This window comes from Pseudomonas sp. NPDC079086 (genome assembly GCF_044542155.1).
Lineage (GTDB): Bacteria > Pseudomonadota > Gammaproteobacteria > Pseudomonadales > Pseudomonadaceae > Aquipseudomonas.
In genome coordinates, this window is record NZ_JBITTY010000001.1 from 1,811,835 (window position 1) to 1,835,838 (window position 24,004).

Annotated in this window: 22 protein-coding genes; 9 read left to right on the forward strand and 13 right to left on the reverse strand. The window is 60.1% G+C overall.

What is annotated here, in order from left to right; translation table 11 throughout:
• Window positions 1-23 precede the first annotated feature (23 nt).
• Window positions 24-1,043, forward strand: coding sequence for a Leu/Phe/Val dehydrogenase (locus ACIGEK_RS08490; RefSeq protein WP_397492857.1), 1,020 nt, complete (start codon window positions 24-26; stop codon window positions 1,041-1,043).
• 64 nt (window positions 1,044-1,107) lie between these two features.
• On the opposite strand, the gene ACIGEK_RS08495 is transcribed toward ACIGEK_RS08490, so the two are convergent.
• Window positions 1,108-1,368, reverse strand: a complete 261-nt coding sequence (locus ACIGEK_RS08495) for a YebG family protein (protein ID WP_275960906.1) — start codon at window positions 1,366-1,368, stop codon at window positions 1,108-1,110.
• A gap of 268 nt (window positions 1,369-1,636) precedes the next feature.
• Here ACIGEK_RS08495 and ACIGEK_RS08500 point away from each other — a divergent pair, with 268 nt between their 5' ends.
• A complete protein-coding gene (locus ACIGEK_RS08500) occupies window positions 1,637-2,143 on the forward strand; it encodes a phosphate-starvation-inducible protein PsiE (RefSeq protein ID WP_397492858.1) in 507 nt (168 codons plus the stop codon).
• Between the two features lie 7 nt (window positions 2,144-2,150).
• Here the strand turns inward: ACIGEK_RS08500 and ACIGEK_RS08505 are convergent, their stop codons facing one another.
• The 4 genes from ACIGEK_RS08505 to ACIGEK_RS08520 all read right to left on the reverse strand — a co-directional run bounded on the left by ACIGEK_RS08505 (window position 2,151) and on the right by ACIGEK_RS08520 (window position 7,200).
• Window positions 2,151-4,787 (reverse strand): DEAD/DEAH box helicase, encoded by a 2,637-nt coding sequence (locus ACIGEK_RS08505; RefSeq protein WP_397492859.1) that lies wholly within the window; start codon window positions 4,785-4,787, stop codon window positions 2,151-2,153.
• Window positions 4,788-4,975: 188 nt separating this feature from the next.
• Window positions 4,976-5,854, reverse strand: coding sequence for a helix-turn-helix domain-containing protein (locus ACIGEK_RS08510; protein WP_397492860.1), 879 nt, complete (start codon window positions 5,852-5,854; stop codon window positions 4,976-4,978).
• Between the two features lie 92 nt (window positions 5,855-5,946).
• Window positions 5,947-6,180, reverse strand: a complete 234-nt coding sequence (locus tag ACIGEK_RS08515) for a thioredoxin family protein (protein WP_397492861.1) — start codon at window positions 6,178-6,180, stop codon at window positions 5,947-5,949.
• Window positions 6,181-6,195: 15 nt separating this feature from the next.
• Window positions 6,196-7,200, reverse strand: a complete 1,005-nt coding sequence (locus tag ACIGEK_RS08520) for a permease (RefSeq protein WP_397492862.1) — start codon at window positions 7,198-7,200, stop codon at window positions 6,196-6,198.
• 141 nt (window positions 7,201-7,341) lie between these two features.
• Here ACIGEK_RS08520 and ACIGEK_RS08525 point away from each other — a divergent pair, with 141 nt between their 5' ends.
• The 5 genes from ACIGEK_RS08525 (at window position 7,342) to ACIGEK_RS08545 (ending at window position 11,575) form a co-directional block, all read left to right on the forward strand.
• Window positions 7,342-7,698, forward strand: a complete 357-nt coding sequence (locus ACIGEK_RS08525) for a metalloregulator ArsR/SmtB family transcription factor (RefSeq protein ID WP_397492863.1) — start codon at window positions 7,342-7,344, stop codon at window positions 7,696-7,698.
• 46 nt (window positions 7,699-7,744) lie between these two features.
• Complete coding sequence (locus tag ACIGEK_RS08530; protein WP_397492864.1) at window positions 7,745-8,071, forward strand: YnfA family protein; 327 nt, start codon at window positions 7,745-7,747, stop codon at window positions 8,069-8,071.
• A gap of 22 nt (window positions 8,072-8,093) precedes the next feature.
• Window positions 8,094-9,098, forward strand: a complete 1,005-nt coding sequence (locus ACIGEK_RS08535; protein WP_397492865.1) for an ArsJ-associated glyceraldehyde-3-phosphate dehydrogenase — start codon at window positions 8,094-8,096, stop codon at window positions 9,096-9,098.
• Between the two features lie 149 nt (window positions 9,099-9,247).
• Window positions 9,248-10,474 carry an organoarsenical effux MFS transporter ArsJ gene (arsJ, locus tag ACIGEK_RS08540; protein ID WP_397492866.1) on the forward strand — a complete coding sequence of 409 codons (1,227 nt, stop codon included), beginning with the start codon at window positions 9,248-9,250 and terminating at the stop codon, window positions 10,472-10,474.
• 195 nt (window positions 10,475-10,669) lie between these two features.
• Entirely contained in the window at window positions 10,670-11,575 is a 906-nt protein-coding gene (locus ACIGEK_RS08545; RefSeq protein WP_397492867.1) for a DMT family transporter, read from the forward strand.
• Here ACIGEK_RS08545 and ACIGEK_RS08550 read toward each other — a convergent pair.
• Together ACIGEK_RS08550 and ACIGEK_RS08555 are read right to left on the reverse strand one after the other, a co-directional pair.
• Window positions 11,572-12,732, reverse strand: a complete 1,161-nt coding sequence (locus ACIGEK_RS08550; RefSeq protein WP_397492868.1) for an AAA family ATPase — start codon at window positions 12,730-12,732, stop codon at window positions 11,572-11,574. The two genes, ACIGEK_RS08545 and ACIGEK_RS08550, sit on opposite strands and share 4 nt — an antisense overlap.
• A 45-nt stretch (window positions 12,733-12,777) precedes the next feature.
• Window positions 12,778-15,141, reverse strand: a complete 2,364-nt coding sequence (locus tag ACIGEK_RS08555) for a DNA polymerase II (protein WP_397493112.1) — start codon at window positions 15,139-15,141, stop codon at window positions 12,778-12,780.
• A gap of 153 nt (window positions 15,142-15,294) precedes the next feature.
• Between ACIGEK_RS08555 and ACIGEK_RS08560 the strand changes: the two genes are divergently transcribed.
• Both ACIGEK_RS08560 and ACIGEK_RS08565 read left to right on the forward strand, forming a co-directional pair.
• Window positions 15,295-17,292 (forward strand): U32 family peptidase, encoded by a 1,998-nt coding sequence (locus ACIGEK_RS08560; RefSeq protein WP_397493113.1) that lies wholly within the window; start codon window positions 15,295-15,297, stop codon window positions 17,290-17,292.
• A 335-nt stretch (window positions 17,293-17,627) separates the two neighbouring features.
• Entirely contained in the window at window positions 17,628-18,521 is an 894-nt protein-coding gene (locus ACIGEK_RS08565) for a hypothetical protein (protein WP_397492869.1), read from the forward strand.
• A 185-nt stretch (window positions 18,522-18,706) separates the two neighbouring features.
• Here the strand turns inward: ACIGEK_RS08565 and ACIGEK_RS08570 are convergent, their stop codons facing one another.
• The 6 genes from ACIGEK_RS08570 to ACIGEK_RS08595 all read right to left on the reverse strand — a co-directional run bounded on the left by ACIGEK_RS08570 (window position 18,707) and on the right by ACIGEK_RS08595 (window position 24,004).
• Entirely contained in the window at window positions 18,707-19,093 is a 387-nt protein-coding gene (locus ACIGEK_RS08570; RefSeq protein ID WP_397492870.1) for a hypothetical protein, read from the reverse strand.
• Window positions 19,094-19,112: 19 nt separating this feature from the next.
• Window positions 19,113-19,943 (reverse strand): SDR family oxidoreductase, encoded by an 831-nt coding sequence (locus ACIGEK_RS08575; RefSeq protein ID WP_397492871.1) that lies wholly within the window; start codon window positions 19,941-19,943, stop codon window positions 19,113-19,115.
• Between the two features lie 35 nt (window positions 19,944-19,978).
• Entirely contained in the window at window positions 19,979-20,443 is a 465-nt protein-coding gene (locus tag ACIGEK_RS08580) for a multidrug transporter (protein WP_397492872.1), read from the reverse strand.
• Between the two features lie 108 nt (window positions 20,444-20,551).
• Window positions 20,552-21,991, reverse strand: coding sequence for a mannose-1-phosphate guanylyltransferase/mannose-6-phosphate isomerase (locus ACIGEK_RS08585; protein WP_397492873.1), 1,440 nt, complete (start codon window positions 21,989-21,991; stop codon window positions 20,552-20,554).
• A 156-nt stretch (window positions 21,992-22,147) separates the two neighbouring features.
• Window positions 22,148-22,792 (reverse strand): alginate O-acetyltransferase AlgF, encoded by a 645-nt coding sequence (locus ACIGEK_RS08590; protein ID WP_397492874.1) that lies wholly within the window; start codon window positions 22,790-22,792, stop codon window positions 22,148-22,150.
• A 69-nt stretch (window positions 22,793-22,861) separates the two neighbouring features.
• Window positions 22,862-24,004: an alginate O-acetyltransferase gene (locus ACIGEK_RS08595; protein ID WP_397492875.1), complete on the reverse strand. Its 1,143-nt coding sequence runs from the start codon at window positions 24,002-24,004 to the stop codon at window positions 22,862-22,864.

Below are 24,004 nucleotides of genomic sequence, written 5' to 3' on the forward strand. Positions count from 1 at the left end.
CAAATCAGTACGGGAGCCACAGCATGTTTGCCATGATGGAAACCGCCCGGCTGGAGTCGTTGCACTTCGCCGTAGACCCGCTGACCGGTCTGCAGGCCATTATCGCCATTCACAACAGTCGCCTCGGCCCCGCGCTGGGCGGCTGCCGTTATCTACCCTACGCCGACAGCCAAAGCGCCATTGAGGATGTGCTGCGCCTGGCCAAGGGCATGAGCTACAAGGCTGCGCTGGCCGGCCTGCAACAGGGCGGCGGCAAGGCGGTGATTATCCGCCCGGCGCATGTCGACAATCGTGGCGCGCTGTTTGAAGCCTTCGGGCGCTTTATCGAAACCCTCAACGGCCGCTACATCACTGCCATGGACAGTGGCACCTCCAGCGTCGATATGGACTGCATCGCCCAGCACACCCAGCATGTCACCAGCACCACGGCCGAAGGCGATCCGTCGCCGCATACGGCGCTGGGGGTGTTTACCGGTATTCGCGCCACCGCTCTGGCGCGCCTCGGCAGTGACAACCTGGAAGGCTTGCGGGTGGCGATTCAGGGGCTGGGCAATGTCGGTTATGCGCTGGCCGAGCAACTGCATGCTGCGGGGGCCGAGTTGCTGGTCAGCGATCTGGATCATGGCCGCGTACAGCTGGCAGTCGAGCAATTGGGCGCGCGGCCGGTGGCCAGCGAGGCACTACTGGCTACTCCGTGCGACATCCTCGCGCCGTGCGGGCTGGGCGGCGTGCTGAACCACACAACAGTTGGCCAGCTGCGCTGTTCGGCGGTGGCGGGGGCGGCAAACAATCAGCTGGCCAGTGCGGATATCTCCGACAGCCTGCAGGCGCGAGGGATTCTCTATGCGCCGGATTATGTGATCAATGCTGGCGGCCTGATCTATGTGGCGCTGAAGCATCAGGGAGAGCCGTTATCGGCGATTACCGCGCACCTGACGCAGATCAGCCGACGCCTGACCGAAATCTTCGGCCATGCTCAGGCCGATAAGCGTTCGCCAGCGCGGGTCGCAGATGCCATTGCTGAGCGCTTGCTGTATGGCTGAGTTTGGCGAGGTAAAAACACAAAACCCCAGTCACTGACTGGGGTTTTGTTTATCGCTGCTGGGGTTACTCGGCAGCAGGTTCGCTCAGTTCACTCAAGGCGTCCGGCTGGTTCTTGAACGCTTTGGCGAAGATGTCACGGTTCTTCGCCATATAAATCCCCAACTCTTCACCTTGGGCTTCATTCAGCGATGGCACGGCTTTTTGCAGCACCTCGGTGAGCAGCTCGGCCAGTTCGAGCATTTTGTCATGACGGTCGGCTTCGGCTTTATCCATGAATAAACGCTCCAAATCCCGGCTGCTGCGGTACACCACTTCGACGGCCATTCATCACCTCTACGCCTTCACGCTGATAGGTTGCAATAAACTGTTTATTTGTACAGTGGTGGCGAGCATAAAGAACTCGCCTGCATTTGGCCAGCAGCAATTGCCATGCCGGCTAACAACATAGCCGATTCTTCAGCCTGCAACAGCCAGTCGCTAGCATGGCGCGGCGGTTGCAGGTGCTTTTTCGCCCGCAGCAAGCTTCTTCTACTGACACTGTTAGATGATGACGCGCGGTGCTGTCGTCATTTTCGATCTATTAGGAGCTTTTATGGGTAAGCCAAACTGGGCCGAGCTGATGCGCGAGCGCATGCATGGGCTGGCGGAATCGCTGGGCAATCTGTTGATGGAGGCGTTCCACTACCTGGCGCTGTTCGCCATCGGCGCGATCACCGCCTGGGCGGCGGTCATGGCATTTCTCGGCATGTTGGAAAAGGGGCAGATCACCGTCGACGATATCCTGCTGCTGTTTATCTACCTGGAATTGGCAGCGATGGTGGGGATCTATTTCAAGACCAACCACATGCCGATCCGCTTCATGATCTATGTGGCGATTACCGCGCTGACCCGCCTGATGATTTCCGATATTTCGCACAACCACAAACCCGACATGGGCGTGGTGATGGTCTCCGGGGCGATTCTGCTGTTGGCATTGGCGATTTTTGTGGTGCGTTACGCTTCCTCGCGCTTTCCGGCAGTGCAGGCTGACGGTCAACGACGCAAACGCAATTCGGCCGACGATGCGGCTGAGAAAGACGATACGCAGAGTGACGATTAAAGCCGGGTCAGTCGCTTAGCGGGGCAAACAGCGCCTGCAGGTCGTCTTCGCTGAGCTGCAGCTGGGTCTGGCTGCCGCCTTCCAGCACGCCGCGGGCCAAGCTGGCCTTGGCTTGCTGCAGCTGCTGGATCTTCTCTTCGACGCTGCCACGGGCGATCAGCTTGTAGACGAACACCGGCTTGTCTTGGCCGATACGGTAGGCGCGGTCGCTGGCCTGGGCTTCGGCGGCCGGGTTCCACCAGGGGTCGAAGTGGATCACGGTATCGGCCGCGGTCAGGTTCAGGCCCGCGCCACCGGCTTTCAGGCTGATCAGGAAGATCGGTAACTCGCCGGCCTGGAACTGCTGCACCGGGCTGCGCCGATCCTGGGTACTGCCGGTGAGCTTGGCGTAGGGGATATTGCGCGCTTTCAGCTCAGCTTCGATCAGCGCCAGCATCGAGGTGAATTGCGAGAACAGCAGCACCCGCCGGCCTTCGGCAAACAACTCTTCGAGCATTTCCAGCAGGCCGCTGAGCTTGCCGGAGTCCGCGCTGGTCAGGTTGCTATCGCCTTCATCGCCGAGCAAGCGCAGGTCGCAGCAGGCCTGGCGCAGACGCAGCAACGCTTCGAGAATCACGATTTGGCTACGGGCCAGGCCCTGGCGGGCGATTTCCGCACGGACCTTCTGATCCATGGCCAGGCGCAGGGTTTCGTAACGGTCGCGTTGCGCCGCACTGAGTTCTACCCACTGGGTGATCTCGGTTTTCGGCGGTAGCTCGCTGGCCACCTGCTCCTTGGTACGCCGCAAAATAAAAGGTTTGATCCGCCCGGTCAGGTGGGTCAAACGCTGCTGGTTGGCGTTCTTCTCGATCGGCGTGCGGTAGTCGCGGGTAAAACTCTTGCTGTCACCCAGCCAGCCGGGCATGAGGAAGTTGAACAGCGACCACAGCTCGCCCAGGTGATTCTCCAGCGGCGTGCCGGTCAGGCACAGGCGTTGGCCGGCCTGCAGTTGTGAGGCGGCGACGGCGGCCTTGCTGCGCGGGTTCTTGATGTTTTGTGCTTCATCGAGAATCAACAGGCGGTAGCTGTAGGCGCTTAGCGCCTTGAGGTCGCGGGGCAGCAGGGCGTAGGTGGTGAGGATGATCTGGTGCTCGGCGATCTGCTTGAACAGCGCACGGCGCTTCGGCCCGTGCAGGGCCAGCACTTTGAGCTGCGGGGTGAAGCGCGCGGCTTCATCCTGCCAGTTGGGAATCAGGCTGGTGGGCATAACGATCAGCGCCGGCTGCTGCAAACGCCCGGCGTTGAACTCGCAGAGGATATGCCCGAGAGTTTGCAGGGTTTTGCCCAGGCCCATGTCATCGGCCAGCAGGCCGCCGACTTCCAGCTCGGCCAACCCCTGCATCCAGGCCAGGCCTTGTAGCTGATAGGGCCGCAGCTCCGCTTGCAGACCCGTGGGGGCTTGTAGGGTGGCGCTGTCCAGCTGCTGCAGGCGTTCGGCAAAGTCGCGCAGCTGGCTGCCGCCTTGCCAGCTGAGTGCTGGTCCTTGTTGCAGGTGATTCAGCCGTGCGGCATCCAGGCGCGACAGGCGCAGGCGCTGGCTGGGTTCGCCAGGCTCACGCACGAACAGTTCGCCGAGGGTCGCCAGCAGCGGTTTCAGTCGCGCCAGCGGCAAAGCCACGCGCTTGTGGTTATGCGGCAGGCTGACCAGCAGCACCTCATCATCATCGCGCTTGTTCAACGCTTCGCCATTGAGCAGCCAGGGCGCGCGGCGGATGGCCTGCAGCAGGATCGGCAGCAGGCTGATGCGCTGGCCTTCGACCTCGATGCCCAGCTCCAGATCGAACCAGTTCTGTTCGGGGTCTTCCTCGACCTCGGCGTACCAGTCATCGACTGGCGTCAGATTGAACTGAAAATCCGGCTGCATGCGGATTTGCCAGCCTTCCTCGCGTAGCAGCGGCAATTGCTCGCGGACAAACTGCAGCCAGGCGCCGTCATTGGGTTGTTCATAGGCTTCGCCCGCGCTTTCCGGCAGGGCTTCGCTTTGGCGCAGCGCCACTTGCAGGCCGGTCTGCTGCAGACGTTTGCGCAGTTGGGTTTCACTGCTGATGTCACGCACGATGCGCAGGCTGTGCTGGGCGCTCTGCTTGATCAGCAGGTCTTTGCCACTTTTGCCCGAGGCCAGGTGGCCCTGATAATCGAAGGCCAATGCGGCGCGGTGCTGGGTCTGTTCCTGCATGCGGCCTTTGCGTGCATCGAAATGCACGCGCACCAGGCTGCCGAGGCTCAGCACTGCGGCCGGCTGCAGACCCTCCAGACGTTCTTCGCGGGCCTCTGGACTGCTGACAATCAGCGGCGAGAGGTCGACCCCTTGTTCCTGTTGGCTTTGCAGGGTGAGCAGGGCGCTGGCGACGTGCTTGCAGTTGAAACCTACCGGGCAGCTGCATTTGCCGCTGACAGCCCAGCCCTGTCCGTAATGATTGAGGGTGATGCGTTGCTGATAGGTTTGCGCGCCAGAGCCCCTGCAGCTAGCGAGCAGGGTGCTGTCCTTGAGGCTAAGCAGGCGGCTGCGGCCTTGCGCGGCGTAGCCCTGGCCGCGCTGTAAATCTCCCACGCCGAATTCCGCACGCCAGTCTTCCTGGCGTAGATGCAGGATATCGAGGGGCATCAGTGGCCCCCAGTGTGCGAAAAGGCGAATCGTGGCATGGGCAGCTTTCTCGAAGGCAGCCGATGATTCTTGCACAGGCAGCGCGGGATTAGCAGGCTGTTTTCAGCCGCAGGCAGCAACAACCTTGGCAGGTTGATGGTTGGGTATGGGCTGGCGTGATAACACCTGCGTGACGAAAGCTGTCCGCGCTATGGACGCTGTAAAGCGGCGCGGTACTGACCCGGTGTGGCGCTGAAGGCCTGACGGAAGCGGTTGTTGAAGTGGCTGGCGCTGGCAAAGCCGCAGGCCAGAGCAACTTCCGACAGAGGCAAATGGCTGTGTTGCAACAAATGCAGGCCATGGCGCAAGCGCTGCGCCAGCACATAACGATGGGGTGGTACGCCAAAGCTGAGCTGGAACATTCTGGCAAAGTGGTACTCGGAGAGTGCGCACAAGCTGGCCAGGGTGCCAAGGCTAAGTGGCTCACAGAGGTTGGCCTGGATAAATTCGCGTACTCGCCGGCGCTGGCTGGGTGCAAGTCCCCCTTTCAAACGCAGCCCTTCGCGCCGGCCGACCTGGGACAACAGAGCATGGCTGATCAAGCCATGGGCCAGGCTGCTACTGAGCATGCGTTCGCCGGGTTCACGCCAATCCAGCTGGCTGAGCTGGCGAAAGCGTTGGGCCTGCTGCGCATCATCGAGAAAGGTGCCTTCGCGCAACTCCAGCTCGCGCGGTTCGCGGTCCAGCAAGTTGACGGCCGCCAAGGCGAACTGTTCCTGGCTGATATACAGGTGCGCCAGCTGGATTTCACCGTTGATTACCCACGCCGATTGGTGTCCGGCCGGGAGGATGCACAGCTTGTCCGGTGCGCCTTTGTTGTGCGGGCTTTCACGGCGGAAGGTGCCAGTACCGCCAGCCAGGTAGCAGGACAGCGTGTGGTGGCTGGGGGCTTCATAGTCGCGGGCATCGTGGCGGTTGCTCCACACAGCCGCAGCCAGCCCATCGCCCAACTCGGCGCTGCGGTGCAGGCGAGTGTGCGGTGAGCTGTGCATGCTTTGGAAAACCTGTAAGTGCTCAAGTTGCGACATAAATCCTCCGTCGCCCCATGCTACTCCTGGTGTTTTGCTGTGCCAGCCCCTGCGCGTAGAAAAGCGCAAGATTGTGCAAGGCGGTGCACGAGTCAGGCGCTGAGCAGCTTCTCCACATCGCTTGCGCTTAGAATTTTGCCGACTGATACCACTTTGTCGTCAATCACCAGCGCCGGAGTCGACATCACGCCGTGGGCGGCAATTTCGGCGATATCGGTCACCTTGAGTATCTGTGCCTCGCGGCCCAGGTTGGTCAGCGCCGCTTGAGTGTTCTCGCCCAAGGCGATGCATTTTTTACAGCCGGAACCGAGGATTTTAATGATCATGCTGTGCTCCATCAGTCAGATAAACAGATAGGCGAACGCGTTGAACAGGTAGCCAATCAATACAATGCCGACCGCCACGATGCCGAAGAACAACGCCAGCAGCGGCGCTTTGACCACTTTTTTGAGCATGATCAGCGAGGGCAGCGACAGCGCGGTGACGGCCATCATAAAAGCCAGCGCCGTACCCAGGCCGACGCCTTGGCCAACCAGCGCTTCGGCAATCGGCAGGGTGCCAAAAATATCGGCATACATCGGGATGCCGAGCACAGTCGCCAGCGGTACCGACCACCAGTTTTCCTGGCCTAGCAGCGCTTCGATCCAGCCGGCGGGAATCCAGTTATGGATGGCCGCGCCAATGCCGACGCCGATCAAGACGTACAGCCACACGCGGCTGAAAATATCGCTGACCTGCGCCCAGGCGAATTGCGCGCGATCGCGGCGCGTCAGCTGTTCTTGCGGGATGTCGAGCACCGGGTTGTGCATGACAAAGGCTTCGACATAGCGCTCCATCTTCGCCCGGCCGATCAGCGTACCGCCGAGCACCGCCAGCACCAGGCCGATCAGCACGTAGGCGATGGCAATCGACCAATTGAAGATGCTCGCCAGCAGAATCACCGAGGCCAGGTCCACCAGTGGCGAGGAGATCAGAAAGGCAAAGGTCACGCCCAGCGGCAGGCCGGAGCTGGTAAAGCCGATAAACAGCGGGATCGACGAACAGGAACAAAAGGGCGTGATGGTGCCCAGCAGCGCGCCGGTGAGTTTGGCCTTGAAGCCGCTCATGTTGCCGAGAATGCGCCGGGTACGTTCCGGCGGGAAATAACTCTGCACCCAGGAGATGCTGAAAATCAGCACGGCGAGCAGGATGAAAATCTTGATCACGTCGTAGATAAAGAAGTGCAGGCTGGCACCGACGCGGCTGGCCATGTCCATGCCGAAGCCGTCCTCCAGCAGCGCACGCACCAGCCAGGCCAGCCAATCCATGCGCAGTACTTGGTCATTCAGCCATGTGAACCATTGCATCTGCTGTCCTTGAGTGGCGGCACTGACAACGTGCTGGGTGTTAGCAGGATATTCGTTTTACAAGATATATGGATTTAAATATATTCGCCGAATCGTATTTCTGTGGCGCGGCGATGCCTGCGCACAGCAGCAGAGGTGAGCATGCTCGAACCCTTGACCCCCGCGACTGTTTTCAAATGCCTGGCGGATGAAACCCGCGCGCGCATGACCTTGCTGATTACGGCCGAAGGCGAGTTGTGCGTATGCGAGCTGACCACCGCGCTGGAGGACAGCCAGCCGAAGATCTCCCGCCACCTGGCGCAGCTGCGCAACTGCGGGCTGCTGGAAGATCAGCGGCGTGGCCAGTGGGTGTATTACCGCCTGCATCCGCAGCTCCCTGAGTGGGCGCAGCAGTTGCTGCAGGTGACGCTGCAGGCCAACCAAACCTGGCTGGCTGGCAATACCGACAAGCTGCAACGCATGCGCAATCGCCCTGATCGACAGAGCCTGTGTGGTTGAGTCGTCGCTCGTTGCTGCTCGTTATTGCAAGATCATTGAGGTAAGCATGCTCAATACCCTGGGGTTATTTGCCCTGACTGCACTGGCCGAAATACTCGGCTGCTACTTGCCGTACCTGTGGCTTAAACAGGGCAAAAGCATCTGGTTGCTGCTGCCCGCCGCAGCGTCGTTGGCCTTGTTTGTCTGGCTGCTGAGTTTGCATCCAACGGCGACTGGGCGGGTGTATGCCGCTTATGGCGGCGTCTATGTGGCGACGGCGATTGTCTGGCTGTGGCTGGTGGATGGCATTCGTCCGAGCCACTGGGATTTGCTCGGGGCCGCTGTGGCCCTGCTTGGCATGGCAATCATCATGTTTGCTCCGCGTTCGGTTTAATCATTCAGCGAGTACAACCCTCATGACTATCAAAGTAGGTATCAACGGTTTTGGTCGTATCGGTCGCCTGGCGCTGCGTGCCGCCTGGGGCTGGCCGGAATTCGAATTTGTACAGATCAACGATCCGGCCGGTGATGCGCCGACCCATGCGCATTTGCTCAATTTCGACTCGGTGCATGGCCGCTGGCAGCACGAGGCCGGTAGCGACGGCGATGCGGTGGTGATCGACGGCAAGCGCATTCAGGTCACGGCTAACAAATCCATCAGCGAGACCGACTGGAGCGGTTGCGATTTGGTCATCGAAGCCAGCGGCAAGATGAAGACCGTGGCGTTGCTGCAGGCCTATCTCGATCAAGGCGTTAAGCGCGTGGTGGTCTGTGCGCCGGTCAAAGAGCCGGGCGCGCTGAATATCGTCATGGGTGTTAACCAGCAGCTGTTCGACCCGGCGCAGCACCGCATCGTCACCGCGGCGTCCTGTACCACCAACTGCCTGGCCCCGGTGGTCAAGGTGATCCACGAGAACCTCGGCATCCGCCACGGCTCGATCACCACAATCCACGACCTGACTAACACCCAAAGCATCCTCGACCAGCCGCACAAGGATCTGCGCCGTGCGCGCGCTTCGGGCATGAGCTTGATCCCCACCAGCACCGGCTCGGCGACGGCGATTGCTGAGATCTTCCCCGAGCTGCGCGGCAAGCTGAACGGCCATGCCGTGCGCGTACCCCTGGCCAACGCCTCGCTGACTGACTGCGTGTTTGAAGTGGAACGCACCACCACGGTGGAGGAGGTCAATACCTTGCTCAAAGCTGCCGCCGCTGGACCGCTAGCTGGGATTCTCGGCTATGAGGAGCGGCCGCTGGTGTCCATCGACTACCGAACCGACCCGCGCTCCTCGATCATCGATGCGCTGTCGACCATGGTGGTCAACGGCACCCAGGTGAAGCTGTATGCCTGGTACGACAACGAATGGGGTTACGCCAACCGCGCCGTCGAGTTGGCTAGGATGGTCGGTACCGCTGATTGATCCGTAGGGTGGATGACGCCTTTTTCATCCGCCGTGGTTGTCTGGTGGGTGGATAAAGCGCCATCCACCATACGGCCTGGTCTGTAGCCCCGTAGGATGGGTTGAGTTCGGCGATACCCATCAAGCTTCGTAGTAAACAGGAACTCCCGATGCACGCCTTATCTCGCCTCGCCCCCGACGTGCGCCAATACCTGTTGGTTACCGGAAATTACTGGGCATTTACCCTGACTGACGGCGCGCTGCGCATGTTGGTGGTGCTGCATTTTCATAGCCTGGCTTACACGCCGCTGCAGATCGCCGCGCTGTTTCTGTTCTATGAGATTTTTGGCGTGGTCACCAATCTCGTCGGCGGCTACCTGGGTGCGCGGCTGGGGCTTAATCGCACCATGAATATCGGCTTGGGTCTGCAGGTGGCGGCCTTGCTGATGCTCACGGTGCCGGCGGCCTGGCTGACCATTCCCTGGGTGATGGGCGCGCAGGCCTTGTCTGGTATCGCCAAAGACCTGAACAAGATGAGCGCGAAAAGCTCGATCAAATTGCTGGTGCCGGACAGTCAGCAGGGCACCTTGTACAAATGGGTGGCGATTCTTACCGGTTCGAAGAATGCGCTGAAAGGCGTTGGCTTCTTTATGGGCGGTGCACTGCTGGCGCTACTCGGCTTTAGCGGCGCGGTACTGGCCATGGCCGCTGTGCTGGCGTTGGTCTGGCTGGCCAGTTTGCTGCTGTTAAAAAAGGATCTGGGCAAGGCGAAGGCCAAGCCGAAGTTTCGCGACATTCTGTCCAAGAGTCGGGCGATCAATATTCTCTCGGCCGCACGCTTGTTCTTATTTGGCGCTCGCGATGTATGGTTTGTGGTAGCGCTGCCGGTTTACCTGTCCAGCGTGTTTGGTTGGGATTTCTGGATGGTCGGCGGCTTTCTCGCTGCCTGGGTGGTTGGCTACGGCATGGTGCAGTCCTTTGCCCCAGCCATCACTAGCAAAGCCAGCGGCCAGTTGCCGGATGGCCGCGCTGCCTTTGCTTGGGCGGCAGTGCTGGCCGGTGTGCCAGCTGCTATCGCCCTTGGTCTGAGCAGCGGGTTATCGGCGCAGTGGACCTTGCTCGGCGGGCTGCTGATATTCGGCGCACTGTTTGCGGTGAATTCTTCGCTGCACAGCTATCTGATCGTCAGCTACGCCAAAGAGGACGGTGTGTCGCTGGACGTGGGTTTCTATTACATGTCCAACGCCCTCGGCCGACTGATTGGCACGCTACTCTCGGGCTGGGTGTATCAGGCGTATGGCCTGGAGGCATGTTTGTGGGTGTCCTCGGCCTTTGTCCTGCTGGCGGCACTGATTTCTATTGGTTTGCCCCGGCATCGACAGGCTCAGCCCTTGTAGGAACGGTGGGGACGCCTAGTCCCATGCCCGTGAATCGACGTCAACCCAAAAGTATCGCGGCCAAGGCCGCTCCTACAGGTCTTTGCCTGACCCGATAGCATTCAGGGATGGCAGAACATACAAAAGCGCAAGTTTTTGCAAGAGTTGCAGGGCTGATCAGGCGCAGACTCTTTAGCATCTATTGGGAGTCTGTTGATGAACCTATCGCTCTATCTATTGACCGTACTGATCTGGGGCACCACCTGGATCGCCCTCAAACTGCAACTGGGCGAAGTGGCGATTGCCGCCTCGATTGCCTATCGCTTTGCCTTGGCCTCGCTGGTGCTGTTTGCCATTCTGCTACTCAGCGGTCGTCTGCAAAAAGTTGATAAGCGCGGCCAGTTGATCTGCCTGGTGCAGGGGCTGTGCCTGTTCTGTCTGAATTTCATGTGCTTCTACACCGCCAGCCAGTGGATACCCAGCGGGCTGGTGGCGGTGATTTTCTCCACTGCAACGCTGTGGAATGCGATTAACGCGCGGCTGTTCTTTAAGCAAAAGATCGCCGCGAATGTGTTGGTCGGCGGCGCGTTGGGCTTGGGCGGTTTGGCCTTGCTGTTTTGGCCGGAGCTGGCCGGGCAGGAGGCCAGCCATGAAACTCTGTTGGGCATCGGTCTGGCGCTGATGGGTACGCTGTTCTTCTCCGCCGGCAATATGCTCTCCAGCCTGCAGCAGAAGGCCGGGCTCAAACCGCTGACCACCAACGCCTGGGGCATGTTGTATGGCGCTTTGATGCTGGTGGCGATCTGTCTGGTCAGTGGTACACCGTTCGGCTTCGAGTGGAATACCCGCTATATCGGCACTCTGCTGTACCTAGCGATTCCCGGTTCGGTGATCGGCTTTACCGCCTACCTGACCCTGGTCGGGCGTATGGGCCCGGAGCGCGCCGCTTACTGCACCGTACTGTTCCCGGTAGTGGCGTTGAATATTTCGGTGTTTGTCGAAGGCTATCAATGGACGGCCCCGGCGCTATTCGGCTTGGTGCTGGTGATGTTGGGTAACGTGCTGGTGTTTCGTAAGCCCAAGGTGCTGTCGGCAGCGGCCGCACTGGCCGCTAAGGCTTAACTCGGCCACTTCCAGGCCGGTTCATCGAGCATGCCCTGACCCTTGATCACCGTTTGCCCTAGCTGTTTTTCCAGGACGATGGCGTTGCACTCAGGGTGCTGTTCCAGTGTGGCGATCAGCCGGCTGGCGTGGGACACCACCCAGACTTGGGTGTGCTGCGAGGCGGCGATGATCAGCCGGCCAAGGGCGGGCAGCAGGTCGGGGTGCAGGCTGGTTTCCGGCTCGTTCAGCACCATCAGCGAGGGTGGCCTTGGGGTGAGCAGGGCGGCGACCAGCAGCAGATAACGTAGGGTGCCGTCCGACAGTTCGCTGGCTGATAAGGGTCGCAGCAATCCTTCTTGTTGCAACTCCACGGCAAAGCGTCCTCCGGTCTGTATATCGATGCGCAACCGTGCGCCGGGGAAGGCATCACTGATTGCCGTGTCCAGGGCAGCCGGGTCGCCGATTTCGCGAATGGTCTGCAGCGCGGCCGCCAGGTCGCGACCGTCGTGGTGCAGTACCGGTGTGCGGGTGCCCAGTTGCGGGAGGCGTGCTGGGGCTTCGGCGTCGCTGCGAAAGTGATCGTAGAAGCGCCAACGGCGGATATGTTCGCGCAGCTGAAACACTTCCGGGCAGGCCGGGTCATTACCGATCTGATCGAACAGGCTATCGAAGAGCGGCAGGTGCTGGGCCATGACCTGCCAGCTGCGGTCTTCGCGCCTGCGTACCATCGGCCCAGCGCGATCCACCAGTAGCGAGGCGGGGCGATAGCTGGCCCCGACCCAGATGCATTCGCGCTTGATCTGCGGGTCAAGGGCAAAGGCGGACAGGCTCGGTTCCGGCAAACCGAGGGAAATGGCATAGCTGAAATCATCGCCGGCAAAACCCAGGCGCAGGCGCTTGGCCTCTTTGCGCGGGCCGCCTTGCACCGGGACTTCGCCGCTGAGCATGCGTCGGCTGATGGTTTCCGGCCCGGCCCAGAACGTAGAGTCCAGCCCGCCTTCACGGGCCAGAGCATTGACCACGCCGCCCTGGGCGGTTTCCGCTAGCAGGCGTAGTGCGCGATAGAGATTCGACTTGCCGCTGCCATTGGCCCCGGTAACTAGGTTGAGCGGGCCCAGCGGCAGCACCAGACTGTTGATCGAGCGGTAGTTGGCGACGGCGAGGGTGTGCAGCATGGGTGTCGTCCTGACGGTTGAATGTGGTTTAGGTCGGCGGGTTGTCTAGAACAGTCCTAACTGCCCACCAATCAAGGTGACAAAGTCATCATCGACAAACGGCAGGATGGCGTCGGCCACCGGCTGTAATTGGCGGGTCAGGTAGTGGTCGTAATCGATGGCGGCATTACGTGCTTCCAGCGGTTGTGGGCCGGCGGTGGTGATCACGTAGCTGATCCAGCCGCCACGTTGGTATTGCAGCGGCCGGCCGTGCGCCGCGTTGTATTCGTCGGCCAGGCGCGCGGCGCGCACATGCGGCGGTACGTTGCGCTCGTAGTCGGTGAGTGTGCGACGTAAGCGCTTGCGGTAGACCAGCAGCTCATCCAGCTCGCCATTCAGGGTGCGCTCGACATAGTCGCGGATATACATCTGATAGGGCTGGTTGAGGAAAATCCGTTCATACAGCTCGCGCTGAAACTGCTGAGCCAGCGGCGACCAGTCGCTGCGTACGGTTTCCAGGCCTTTGTAGACCATTTCGTGGCTGCCGTCGGCGCGGCTGATCATCCCGGCATAGCGTTTTTTGCTGCCTTCTTCGGCGCCACGAATAGTCGGCATCAGAAAGCGGCTGTAGTGGGTTTCGTATTGCAACTCCAGGGCGCTGCTCAGGCCGTACTCGCTCTGCAGATGTTCAGCCCACCAGGCATTGACCTTGGCCACCAGAGCGCGGCCGATCTGCGCTGCATCGGCTTCGTCATGCAGGCGTTGCAGCCAGACAAAGGTGGAGTCGGTGTCGCCGTAGATCACCGCGTAGCCTTCGGCCTCGATCAGCGCGCGGGTGCGGGCCATGATCTCGTGGCCGCGCAGGGTGATGGAGGAGGCCAGGCGCGTGTCGAAGAAGCGGCAACCGCTGGAGCCGAGCACGCCGTAGAAGGCGTTCATGATGATCTTTAGCGCTTGCGAAAGCGGCGCGTTGTGCTCGCGTTTGGCGGCTTCGCGGCCCTGCCACACGCGCTCGACAATTGCTGGCAGGCAATGCTCGCTGCGCGAGAAGCGCGCACCACGAAAGCCCGGCACCGAATGGGCGTCATCCGGCTGGCGCAGGCCTTCGATCAGCCCCACCGGGTCGATCAGAAAGCTGCGAATAATCGACGGATACAGGCTCTTGTAGTCGAGCACCAGCACCGACTCGTATAGCCCTGGCTGGGATTCCATGACAAAACCGCCGGGGCTGGCTTGCGGCGGGTTGTCACCGAGGTTCGGCGCAACAAAACCGCGACGGTGCATCAGCGGCATATACAGGTGCTCGAAGGCCGCCACCGAACCGCCGTTACGGTCGGCGGGCAGGCCGGTAACCGTGGCGCGCTCCAAGAGGAAGTCGAGGATGCCGGTTTTGCCGAATATCCGCGTCACCAGCTCACAGTCGCGCAGGTTGTAGCGCGCCAGGGCGGGTTTGTCCTCGCGGAACATGCGGTCGATTTCGTCCATGCGCTGGTAGGGCGTGGAGATGTCCTTGCCCTCGCCGAGCAGGGTTTGCGCGACGTTTTCCAGGCTGAATGAAGGAAAGCTCCAGGTCGCCGAGCGCAGTGTTTCGATGCCATCAATAATCAGCCGGCCCGCCGCATCGGCGAAGAAGTGGCCGTTGCCGCTGCCATGCTCGCGCCACTGCATCTCGCTGCCATCACGCCCCAGTCGCAGCGGGATGGCCAGGCTGCGCGCGTGTTCGTGCAGCACGCGCAGGTCGAACTGCACCACATTCCAGCCGATGATCGCGTCCGGGTCATGCTGCGTCATCCAGTGGTTGAGGCGTTCGAGCAACTGCTCACGGCTGACGCAGTACTCCAGCTGAAAATCTACCTCTGGCGGCTGGTAGGGCGCGCGGCCGAGCATATACACGTTGCGCTGGCCGCAACCTTCGATGGCTATGGAGTACAGCTCGCCGAAGGCATTGGTTTCGATATCCAGCGAGGCCAGCTTGAGGGTGGGGCGGTAGTCCGCGCAGGGCTTGATCTGCGCTTCCAGCAGCAGGCCGTTCGCATCAGGCGTGCCGGCGAACAGCACCGGCGCGGTAATAAAGCGCTCCATCAGGTAGCGCTCCGGCGGGCGCACATCGGCCTCGTACACCGTCACGCCAGCGCGGCGCAGGCGTTTGTCGAGGTCAATCAACTGGCGATGCTGCTGGCAATACAGGCCCAGCACCTGGCGCTGGTGAAAGTCCTTGAGTGCCAGCGGGCGCAGCTCAGCGCCGCTTTCATTGGCCAGTAGCGCCTCGGCCTGGGCGCGTTGCTCGGCCGGGATAAACGCCACCGAGGGTTGCAGCGGCAAGCGGATATGTCGCGGGCCGTGGTCGGTGGCCAGCCAGAACTCCACCTGCGTCCCGGCCGGCGTATCACGCCAGTGGCGGGTGAGGATGAAGCCCTGTTGTAAATCCACTGCACTCATCTCGCGTTGATTAGAAGTGGCAATTCTACGCGGGCTTTTATCTGTATGCCCATACAGTAATTGAGTGGCTGCTCAGCGGGCACAGACAAAGCTGACTTTAAGAGTAAAATGCCCGGCTTGATTGACTGCCCCGATGCCCACGCCATGTCCCTGCCCAAGCACCACCTCGAACTGCTCAGCCCTGCGCGCGATACCGCTATTGCCAAGGAAGCCATCCTGCATGGGGCCGACGCGGTGTACATCGGTGGCCCCGGTTTTGGTGCGCGGCACAACGCCAGCAACAGCGTGGCGGATATTGCCGAGCTGGTGCAGTTTGCCCACCTGTTCCATGCGCGGGTGTTTGTCACCCTCAACACCATCCTGCATGAGGATGAGCTGGAGCCGGCGCGGCAGATGATCTGGCAGCTGTACGAGGCCGGGATTGATGCGCTGATCGTGCAGGACATGGGCGTGATGGAGATGGATCTGCCGCCCATCGAGATTCACGCCAGCACCCAGTGCGACATCCGCACCCTGGAGAAAGCCCGTTTCCTCGACAAAGCTGGCTTCTCCCAGCTGGTGTTGGCCCGTGAGCTCAACCTGGAAGAAATCAGCACTATCTGCAAGAACGTCGATTCGGCGGTCGAGTTCTTTATCCACGGCGCCCTGTGCGTGGCGTTCTCCGGGCAGTGCAATATCTCCCACGCGCAGAACGGGCGCAGCGCCAACCGTGGCGACTGCTCGCAGGCCTGCCGTCTGCCGTACACTTTGAAAGATGATCAGGGCCGCGTGGTGGCGTTTGATAAGCACCTGCTGTCGATGAAGGACAACAACCAGACCGACAACCTGATCTACCTGGTGGATGCCGGCGTGCGCTCGTTCAAGATCGAAGGGCGTTACAAAGACATGAGCTACGTGAAGAACATCACCGCGCACTACCGCCGCGAGCTCGACGCGATTCTCGAACAGCGACCGCACCTGGCCCGCGCTGCCAGTGGTCGCACCGAGCACTTCTTCACCCCGGATACCGACAAGACCTTCCACCGTGGCAGCACTGACTACTTCGTGACGGATCGCAAAGTGGATATCGGCGCGTTCGATTCGCCTACCTTCACCGGGCTTTCTGTGGGTTATGTCGAGAAAGTCGGCAAGCGTGACCTGATTGCGGTCACCGACACGCCGCTGTCCAACGGCGATGGTTTGAACGTGCTGATCAAGCGCGAAGTGGTGGGTTTTCGCAGCAATATCTGCGAACTGAAAGGCGAGTTTGAAGAAGACGGCGAGAAGCGCTACCGCTACCGCGTTGAGCCCAACGAAATGCCCGAGGCCATGCAGCGCGTGCGTCCGCAACACCCGCTTAATCGCAACCTCGACCATAACTGGCAACAGGCCCTGCAGAAGACTTCAGCCGAGCGTCGCGTCGCGGTTAGCTGGCAAGTGGCGTTGCAGGGCGATCAGTTGCAGCTGAGCGTGATCAGTGAAGAAGGGGTGGTCGCCAGCGTCAGCTTGAATGGGCCGTTCGCCGCTGCCAAGGATGCCGAGCAGTCCCGTGAGCAGCTGGCCGACACCCTGAGCAAGCTGGGTACCACGATGTACTACAGCACCGCTGTGCAGATCGACTGTGAGGCCGTGCCGTTTATCCCTGGCTCGCAGCTCAAAGCCCTGCGCCGCGAGGCCATTGAAGCGCTGACTCAAGCCCGCGTCGCGGTTCATCCACGTGGCGGGCGCAAGCCGGTTAGCGTGCCTCCGCCGGTGTACCCCGAGTCGCACCTGACCTTTCTGGCCAACGTCTACAACGACAAGGCCCGCACTTTTTACAAACGTTACGGTGTGCAGCTGATTGATGCGGCCTACGAGGCCCATGAAGAAGCGGGTGAAGTGCCGGTGATGATCACCAAACACTGCCTGCGCTTCTCCTTCAACCTGTGCCCGAAACAGGCCAAAGGCGTCACCGGCGTGCGCACCAAAGTCTCGGATATGCAGCTAATCCATCAGGACGAAGTGCTAACCCTGAAGTTCGACTGCAAACCCTGCGAGATGCACATCATCGGCAAGATGAAGGGTCATATCCTTCATCAACCGCAGCCGGGCAGTGCTGCAAGCAACGCCGGCGCGGTGGGCTATATCACCCCGGAAGACTTGCTCAAGACCATCAAGCGCTAAGGCGGACTTGAAACCTGTTATGCGTAGGATGGGTTGAGCAGAGCGATACCCATCACTCTTTCCGTATGGCGACTGCTGCGTTGTACGTAGAAATGCCGATGGGTATCGCGCTGCTCAGCACATCCTACGGGTTGTGGATATCCGGGCTACTCGCTAGACAGTGTTCGGGTTGTGCCATCACTATGATGTCAGTCAAATTAACGCAGCATAGTGGAGGGATTCTCATGGGGTGGAAAGGCACGTTGCGTTCAATGCAAGCGGCATCCCGACAGGCTGAGCGCAACGCTCAACGTAGGCAGCGCGAACTAGAGACGCGGCGTAGGGAATACGCGAAGATGGAGGCTTTAGAGCAGGCCGCGTACGAGGTCGAAGTCTACGAAAACCTTATCGATGTTCTTCTTTCAGTCCATCGAGAAAGTGCTGAGACAATCGATTGGGTTGCATGCAGTGAGCGTCAAGAGCCCCCTCAGCCTGACCGTCAGTCGACTAATGAAATCGCTGCTAGTGCCGGGCTTAATAGCTATCAGCCGGGGCTACTTGCCCGCCTGTTCAAGCTTCAGCAGCGTCAAATTGACAAACTAACACTTCAGGTCGAAACGGCGCGTGAGCTAGATGCTCAGCTGTATGAGCAGTCAATCAACACTTGGCAAATAGAGCATGCAGAATGGCGTTCGGATAAGGCGTTGGCTGAACGTTTGTTAATGCATGATCTTGAGGCAAAGATCGAGGCGCTGAAGCTGCTTCACCCTTTCGAAGATATTTCGATGCTTGGTACTTCGGTAACTTTCCATGCTCATTCAAATGGTGTGGTAGAGGTTGTTCTGAGTGTTCATGGTGAGCGTGTGATTCCGTCTGAGATAAAAAGCTTGCTCCAGAGCGGTAAGCTTTCAAGCAAGAAGATGCCAATTAGCCGTTACAACGAATTGCTGCAAGACTACATATGTAGTTGTGCGCTAAGGGTAGGGCGAGAAACACTGGCTATTCTACCGGACGATATTGTGATCGTGACTGCTAATGACAGACTTCTTAACTCGGCCACTGGTCATATCGAAGATATGCCGCTTTTAAGTGTGGCTATATCACGTAGAACGCTTGATTCGTTGAATTTGGATACGATTGATCCGTCCGACTCAATGAAAAACTTCATCCACAATATGTCATTCAAAAAAGCGAGCGGTTTCTCGCCTGTAGAAGCCTTATCTCCCTCCCGATTTTCGGTAGAAGCCTAAAGAGTTTGATGAGTCTAGAACTGGCCAATTTTTACAATTGGCCAGTTTTTTAGCGCGTAGGCGTGGACACGCACGCAGTGCGTTCAACTGAACAAAAGGGTAGCCCTTATGCAATCCGGGACCCTTTATCGATACCCGCGCTGTTCGCCGGATTTTATCCAGCTTATGGAGTCCGTTGGCGGTGTTTACGGGTTATTGCGGTAGAGCTTGGCAAGTGCCAGCCACGCCAGCAGCGGATAACAAAAGTAATGCAGGCCAAAGATAAACAGTCCCATCGGGCCGGGTTCGTCTTTGAGCCACATCATGCCCAGTAGGCCCAGGTAGAGCAGGGCGAGGATGCCGCCGTAGAGGGCGAGTAGCTTGCGGCGTTCGCTGGGGAGTGGCGCGCGACGATGTTGGAAGTGAAACCACAGGGCCATGCCACCGGCGACTAAAGCGGCCACCAGCAGGGTGCTGAGTACGCCGCCGAGTTTGACGAAACTGCGCACCAGCAGGTTGAGCACCATGACCGCCACCACGCCGCCAATGGCCAGGCGGGTTGTCGAGACGTTATCAGTGTTGGGCGGGTTCATCGTGCGCGCTCCCGGTGATTTAGAGGCTGCGGTTTAGGCCGAAGCGTTTTTTCAGAATGCTTTCCATCAAGCGCTTAGGCACTAGTGCGGCCAGCAGCGGCATGCTGCGGCTGCCGTTGCCCAAGCGGATCATGTTCGGCCGGGATTTGCTCTGTACGGCGGCCAGCAGGTTGCGGGCGAAGTGGCTGGTGGGGGTGGGGTTGTCTTGTGAGGCGTTGGCGCGGGCGCGGATGCCGTCGCGGATCGGCCACCAGGGCGAGGCTTCGTCGATCAGTTGTTCGGCTTGTTCGCTGGCATTGGCACCGAAGCTGGAAGCAATCGCGCCGGGCTGTACTTCCATTACCTCGATGGCGAAGGGCGCCAGCTCCAGACGCAGGGCGTCGGTCAGTGCATGCACGGCGGCTTTGGAGGCGCAGTAAGCACCAGCAAAGGGAGTGACCAAAACGCCTGAAACGCTGCCGATATTCACCACCAGGCCTTTGTTCTGCCGCAACAGTGGGAACAGTGCGCGGGTTACGCCGATCAGCGAGAACACATTGGTCTCGAACTGTTTGCGCATGGCCTCAACACCGCCATCGAGCAGCGGCCCCATAGCCCCGTAACCGGCGTTGTTGATCAGCACGTCGAGGCCGCCGATTTCAGCTTTCAGGCGCTCCGCCAGTTGCCCCAGTCCTAGGCCATCGTTGACGTCCAGCTGCACGGCGTTAAAGCCGGCTTCGCTCAGGGCTGTGAGGTCCTCAGCTTTGCGGGCAGTGGCCCAGACCTGATAACCGGCTTGTTGGAACACGTCGGCCAGGGCTCGGCCAATACCGCTGGAGCATCCGGTGATCAGTACGCTGGGCTGGGTCATGCAGCTTTCCTTGTCGTTCTAATGGGGGGCAAATATCAACGGCTAAAGCTGCCTTGCAGGCGCTCGGCGCGAAACTTCAGGGTGCTGGCACGGTAGCCGCTGCGCAGGGTGGGCAGTGGCAGGCAGCTTTGCCATTCGGCGCCCGGTAGCAGTTCACCAGGGCCGCTGTAACGCGGGGTTTCATACAGACGCTCGGCCAGATTGACCCTGTCACCAGGTCGGTAGGCGGCTATTTGCCATTGCAGTTCAAGTAGAGCCGCTTCACTGCCGTTTTTCAGGTTGAGGGCAAGGGGGCGATCCGCCGGGCAACTGTCGGGGGCATAGTCGAGGCGTAATTCGAGGTACGCCAGGTGGCGATTCTCACGGCTTTCCTCCCAGAGCACCCAACTGGTAACCAGGCCCAGTCCTATCAGCGCGGCGAGGGAAACCGGCAGCGCCTTGCTCGGGTAGCGGATCAACAGGATTAACCAACTCAATACCAGGATTGCGCCAAATAGCATGGGGGAAAATGGCCTTGGTCGATAAACAGACGTTCATCCTACACAAGGCCGGGCGGCGGGGTACATGCTTTGACCCGCCAGCCCGTGTTCAGGGCTGGCGGTTGTGCGTCAACCTGCGGCGAGGCTGAGGGTTGGGGTTTCGCTGCGGCCGTAGACATCATCCAGACGCTGGATGTCGTCTTCACCGAGGTAGCTGCCCGATTGCACTTCGATGATCTCCAGAGGGATTTTGCCGGGGTTGCTCAGACGGTGTACCGAGGTCATGGGGATGTAGGTGGACTGGTTTTCGGTGAGCAGGAATACCTTGTCATCACAGGTCACCTCGGCGGTGCCGGAGACCACTATCCAGTGCTCGGCGCGGTGATGGTGCATCTGTAGTGAAAGCGTGGCACCTGGGTTGACGGTGATGTGTTTGACCTGGAAGCGTCCGCCCATGTCCACCGAGTCATAGGAGCCCCAAGGCCGATAGACCTGGCAGTGATTTTCGGTTTCGCTGCGGCCCTCGTCATTCAGCTGATTGACCATGGTTTTGACGTCTTGCACGCGGTCCTTGTGCACGATCATGGTAGCGTCTTTGGTTTCGACCACCACGATGTCTTGCACCCCGATCACCGAGACCAGCTTGCCGTTGCCGTGCACCAGGCAGTTGTGGCTGTCGTGTATGCGCACATCGCCGGACACGACGTTGCCGTGTTGATCTTTGGGGTGCACATCCCAGATCGACGACCAGCTACCCACATCGCTCCAACCCGCATTCAGCGGTACCACGCAGGCGCGGGTGGTTTTTTCCATCACCGTGTAGTCGATGGAGTTGTCTGGGCAGCAGGCGAAGGTGGCGGCATCGATGGTCACCTGGCTGCCGTCGATCTGGCTGCGTTCCAGCGCCAGTAGGCAGGTGTCGTAGATGTCGGCATCGTGTTGCTTCAATTCTTCGAGGTAACGGCTGGCGCGGAACAGGAACATGCCGCTGTTCCAGTAGTAATCGCCGCTGGCGACAAACTCGCGGGCGCGGGCTTCGTCGGGTTTCTCGACAAACTTCTGCACGCGCAGGGCGCCGTTTGGCAAGGCATCATCCACCTCTGATTTGATATAGCCATAGCCGGTTTCCGGGCGACTGGCGGGGATGCCGAACAGCACCATTTCGCCTTTCTCAGCCGCGCAGGTGGCCAGGGCCAGGGCTTGCTGGAAAGCGCGCTGATCGGCCAAAACATGGTCAGCAGGCAGGATCAGCAGCAGCTCATCGCGGCCCTCGGCGAGTAACTGCATCGCGGCGATGGCTACGGCGGGTGCGGTGTTGCGGCCAAAGGGTTCGAGCAGAATGGTCTGAGTTTCCAGCTGTTGGGTCTTCAGTTGTTCCTGCACGATAAAACGGTGTTCGAGATTGCACACCAATACGGGCGCCTGCATTCCGTCGAAGCGCAAACGCTTGATGGTTTGCTGGAACAGCGTGTCGCTGCCGGTGAGGGCGAGAAACTGCTTGGGATACTGTTTACGTGAGAGCGGCCAAAGGCGTGAACCGCTACCGCCGGAAAGAATTACTGGAATCATGTTGTGTACTCCTAAAGCACGTTTGGTTTGCTTGAGTAGGCGGCCTTCTGGCCGGGTCTACCCGGTTAGCCAGGCTGTGGATCACTCCAATACGTCTGTTGCTACAGACGCTGCTTCGCAGTGCGGATCATTGCCCGCACCTGTACTTGTCTGGATTCAGTCGGTTTTGGCTGGGCGCTTTACCCATACCGGTGAGAGCGCCTTGCCGCTGCCGGTGATGTACAGGCTCACCACCTCGCCACGGGCCAGACTGACGGGCTTGAGGTCGCTGACTTTGCGGTTGCCGTCGAACAGCGCGAGGCTGACCTTGACCGGATTGACTTCGCGCTGGCCGCTGGCATCTGGCGCTACGGCATCGACTACCGCCTTGCCGTCGGCGGTTTTCAGGCTGAGGGTGTTGTCCGTGAGGTTCTGTACCCGCAGCAGCGCTTTACGCTTGTTGGTGAAGGGTGCTTCGGCCACCAGTTTGGGCGCTTCGCCGTCCTGGCTGACCAGGGTGTAGAACTTCTCGGCTTCGAGTTTTACCGGCAGGTTGTTGCTGCCGACTTGGGCGCTGTAGCTACCCGCTGGCAGAAAACTGAAATCGCTGGAGGCCAGTGGCGCGATGTCGCTTAGATCGGTGTTGCCGACGCTGAAATTGAGTTCGCTGTTACTGGCGTTGTAACCGCGAACAAAGCTTGAGCCCTTGGGCGCGTTGGGTGCGTACAGGCCGCCTTCGCCGGCCGTGGCAGTGAGGCTGCTCAGGCTCAGGGCGAACGCGCAGGCATAGGGCATCCAGCGGTTTGGGGTGGGACTGTGCATGGTTAAAACTCCATTCAGGTCGATAAGGCGGTCGTGCGACCGGGTAAAAAACGATGGAAAAGGCAGGTTTCAGCGCCTGTTACTGATGGCCAGGCGTCGGTTGCCAATGGGGTGTTTGAGGGTGCTTAGCCACTGCGCATCGAAGGCACTGAGGTCGCTGGTCATGGGCAGGTAGCGCTCGGGGAACTCCCAGATCACCAATTGCGGCGGGGTGTCTTTGAAGTCCTCGCTTTGCAGGTACTTGAGCATCGGGATCAGCGGGCCTTGGCCGTCTTCGGCGTGGTTGCTGAGGTCGCGTTGCAAGTGCTGACGTAGGGCACCGGCAAAATTCCACGCCGGGTTGGCGCTGTAGCTGGTGCCAACCAGCGCCACCGGCATGGCGCTGTCGGCGAACAGCGCGTCGTCGCCTGTGGCCTGCTCGACGGCCTGGGTTTCGCGGCGGCGCAGTTGGTCAGGCGCGGGCAGCAGGTAGTCGAACCAAGGGTCCAGTGGCAGGAAACGGGTGAGGTCGCCTTTGTAGGGTTTCGCGGCGCTGGCTTGGGTGATAAACCGCTGCGGTTCGCCATCCAAGGTGATCCCGCGTTTGAGGGTGCGGCTCAGTTGCTGAGCGACCAGGTCTGCGCCCTGTGGCGTCCAGTGGGTGTCGGTGCGCAGGAACATGGCGCCGTTCGATTTACCGTCACGCAGGGTGCTCAGCAGGTTGGGTGCGGCGATGTCAGCGGCGCTCACCTCAGCCAGAAACTGCTGATAAAGGTTCTGCCGCAGTGGGCTGGTTGGGTTGTCGCCGACAAACTCCGGGTACAGGCGCGCCTTGCTCGGCACGATGGCCATCAGCAGCAGCACATCGTGCTTGGCCAGTTCATCGCGAACGCCCTTGATCAGCGCCAGATTTTCGCTGATCTGTTGAGGGCCATCGACTTCCGGTTTGAACTCTTCATCCGAGTACAGCCAGCCTTGTTCGCCGATCTGTACGCCGCTGCGGCCCTCATTGAAAAGCAGGTAGTCGAGGGCGGCCCAGAGGTTGGTGCCGATGTCTTTGACCGGCAGTTTCTCGTCGTAGTGCTGCTCAAAGGTCTTGGCCAAGTCACCGTCGAGCACGCTGTATTCAGCAGGGGGGCGGTAGCTCAGTACGCCGCGCATGGAACCGACAAATAGCAGGGCCAGGATGCCGATAAACAGGGCGACGTAGAGCTTGCGTAACGGACGCGTCAT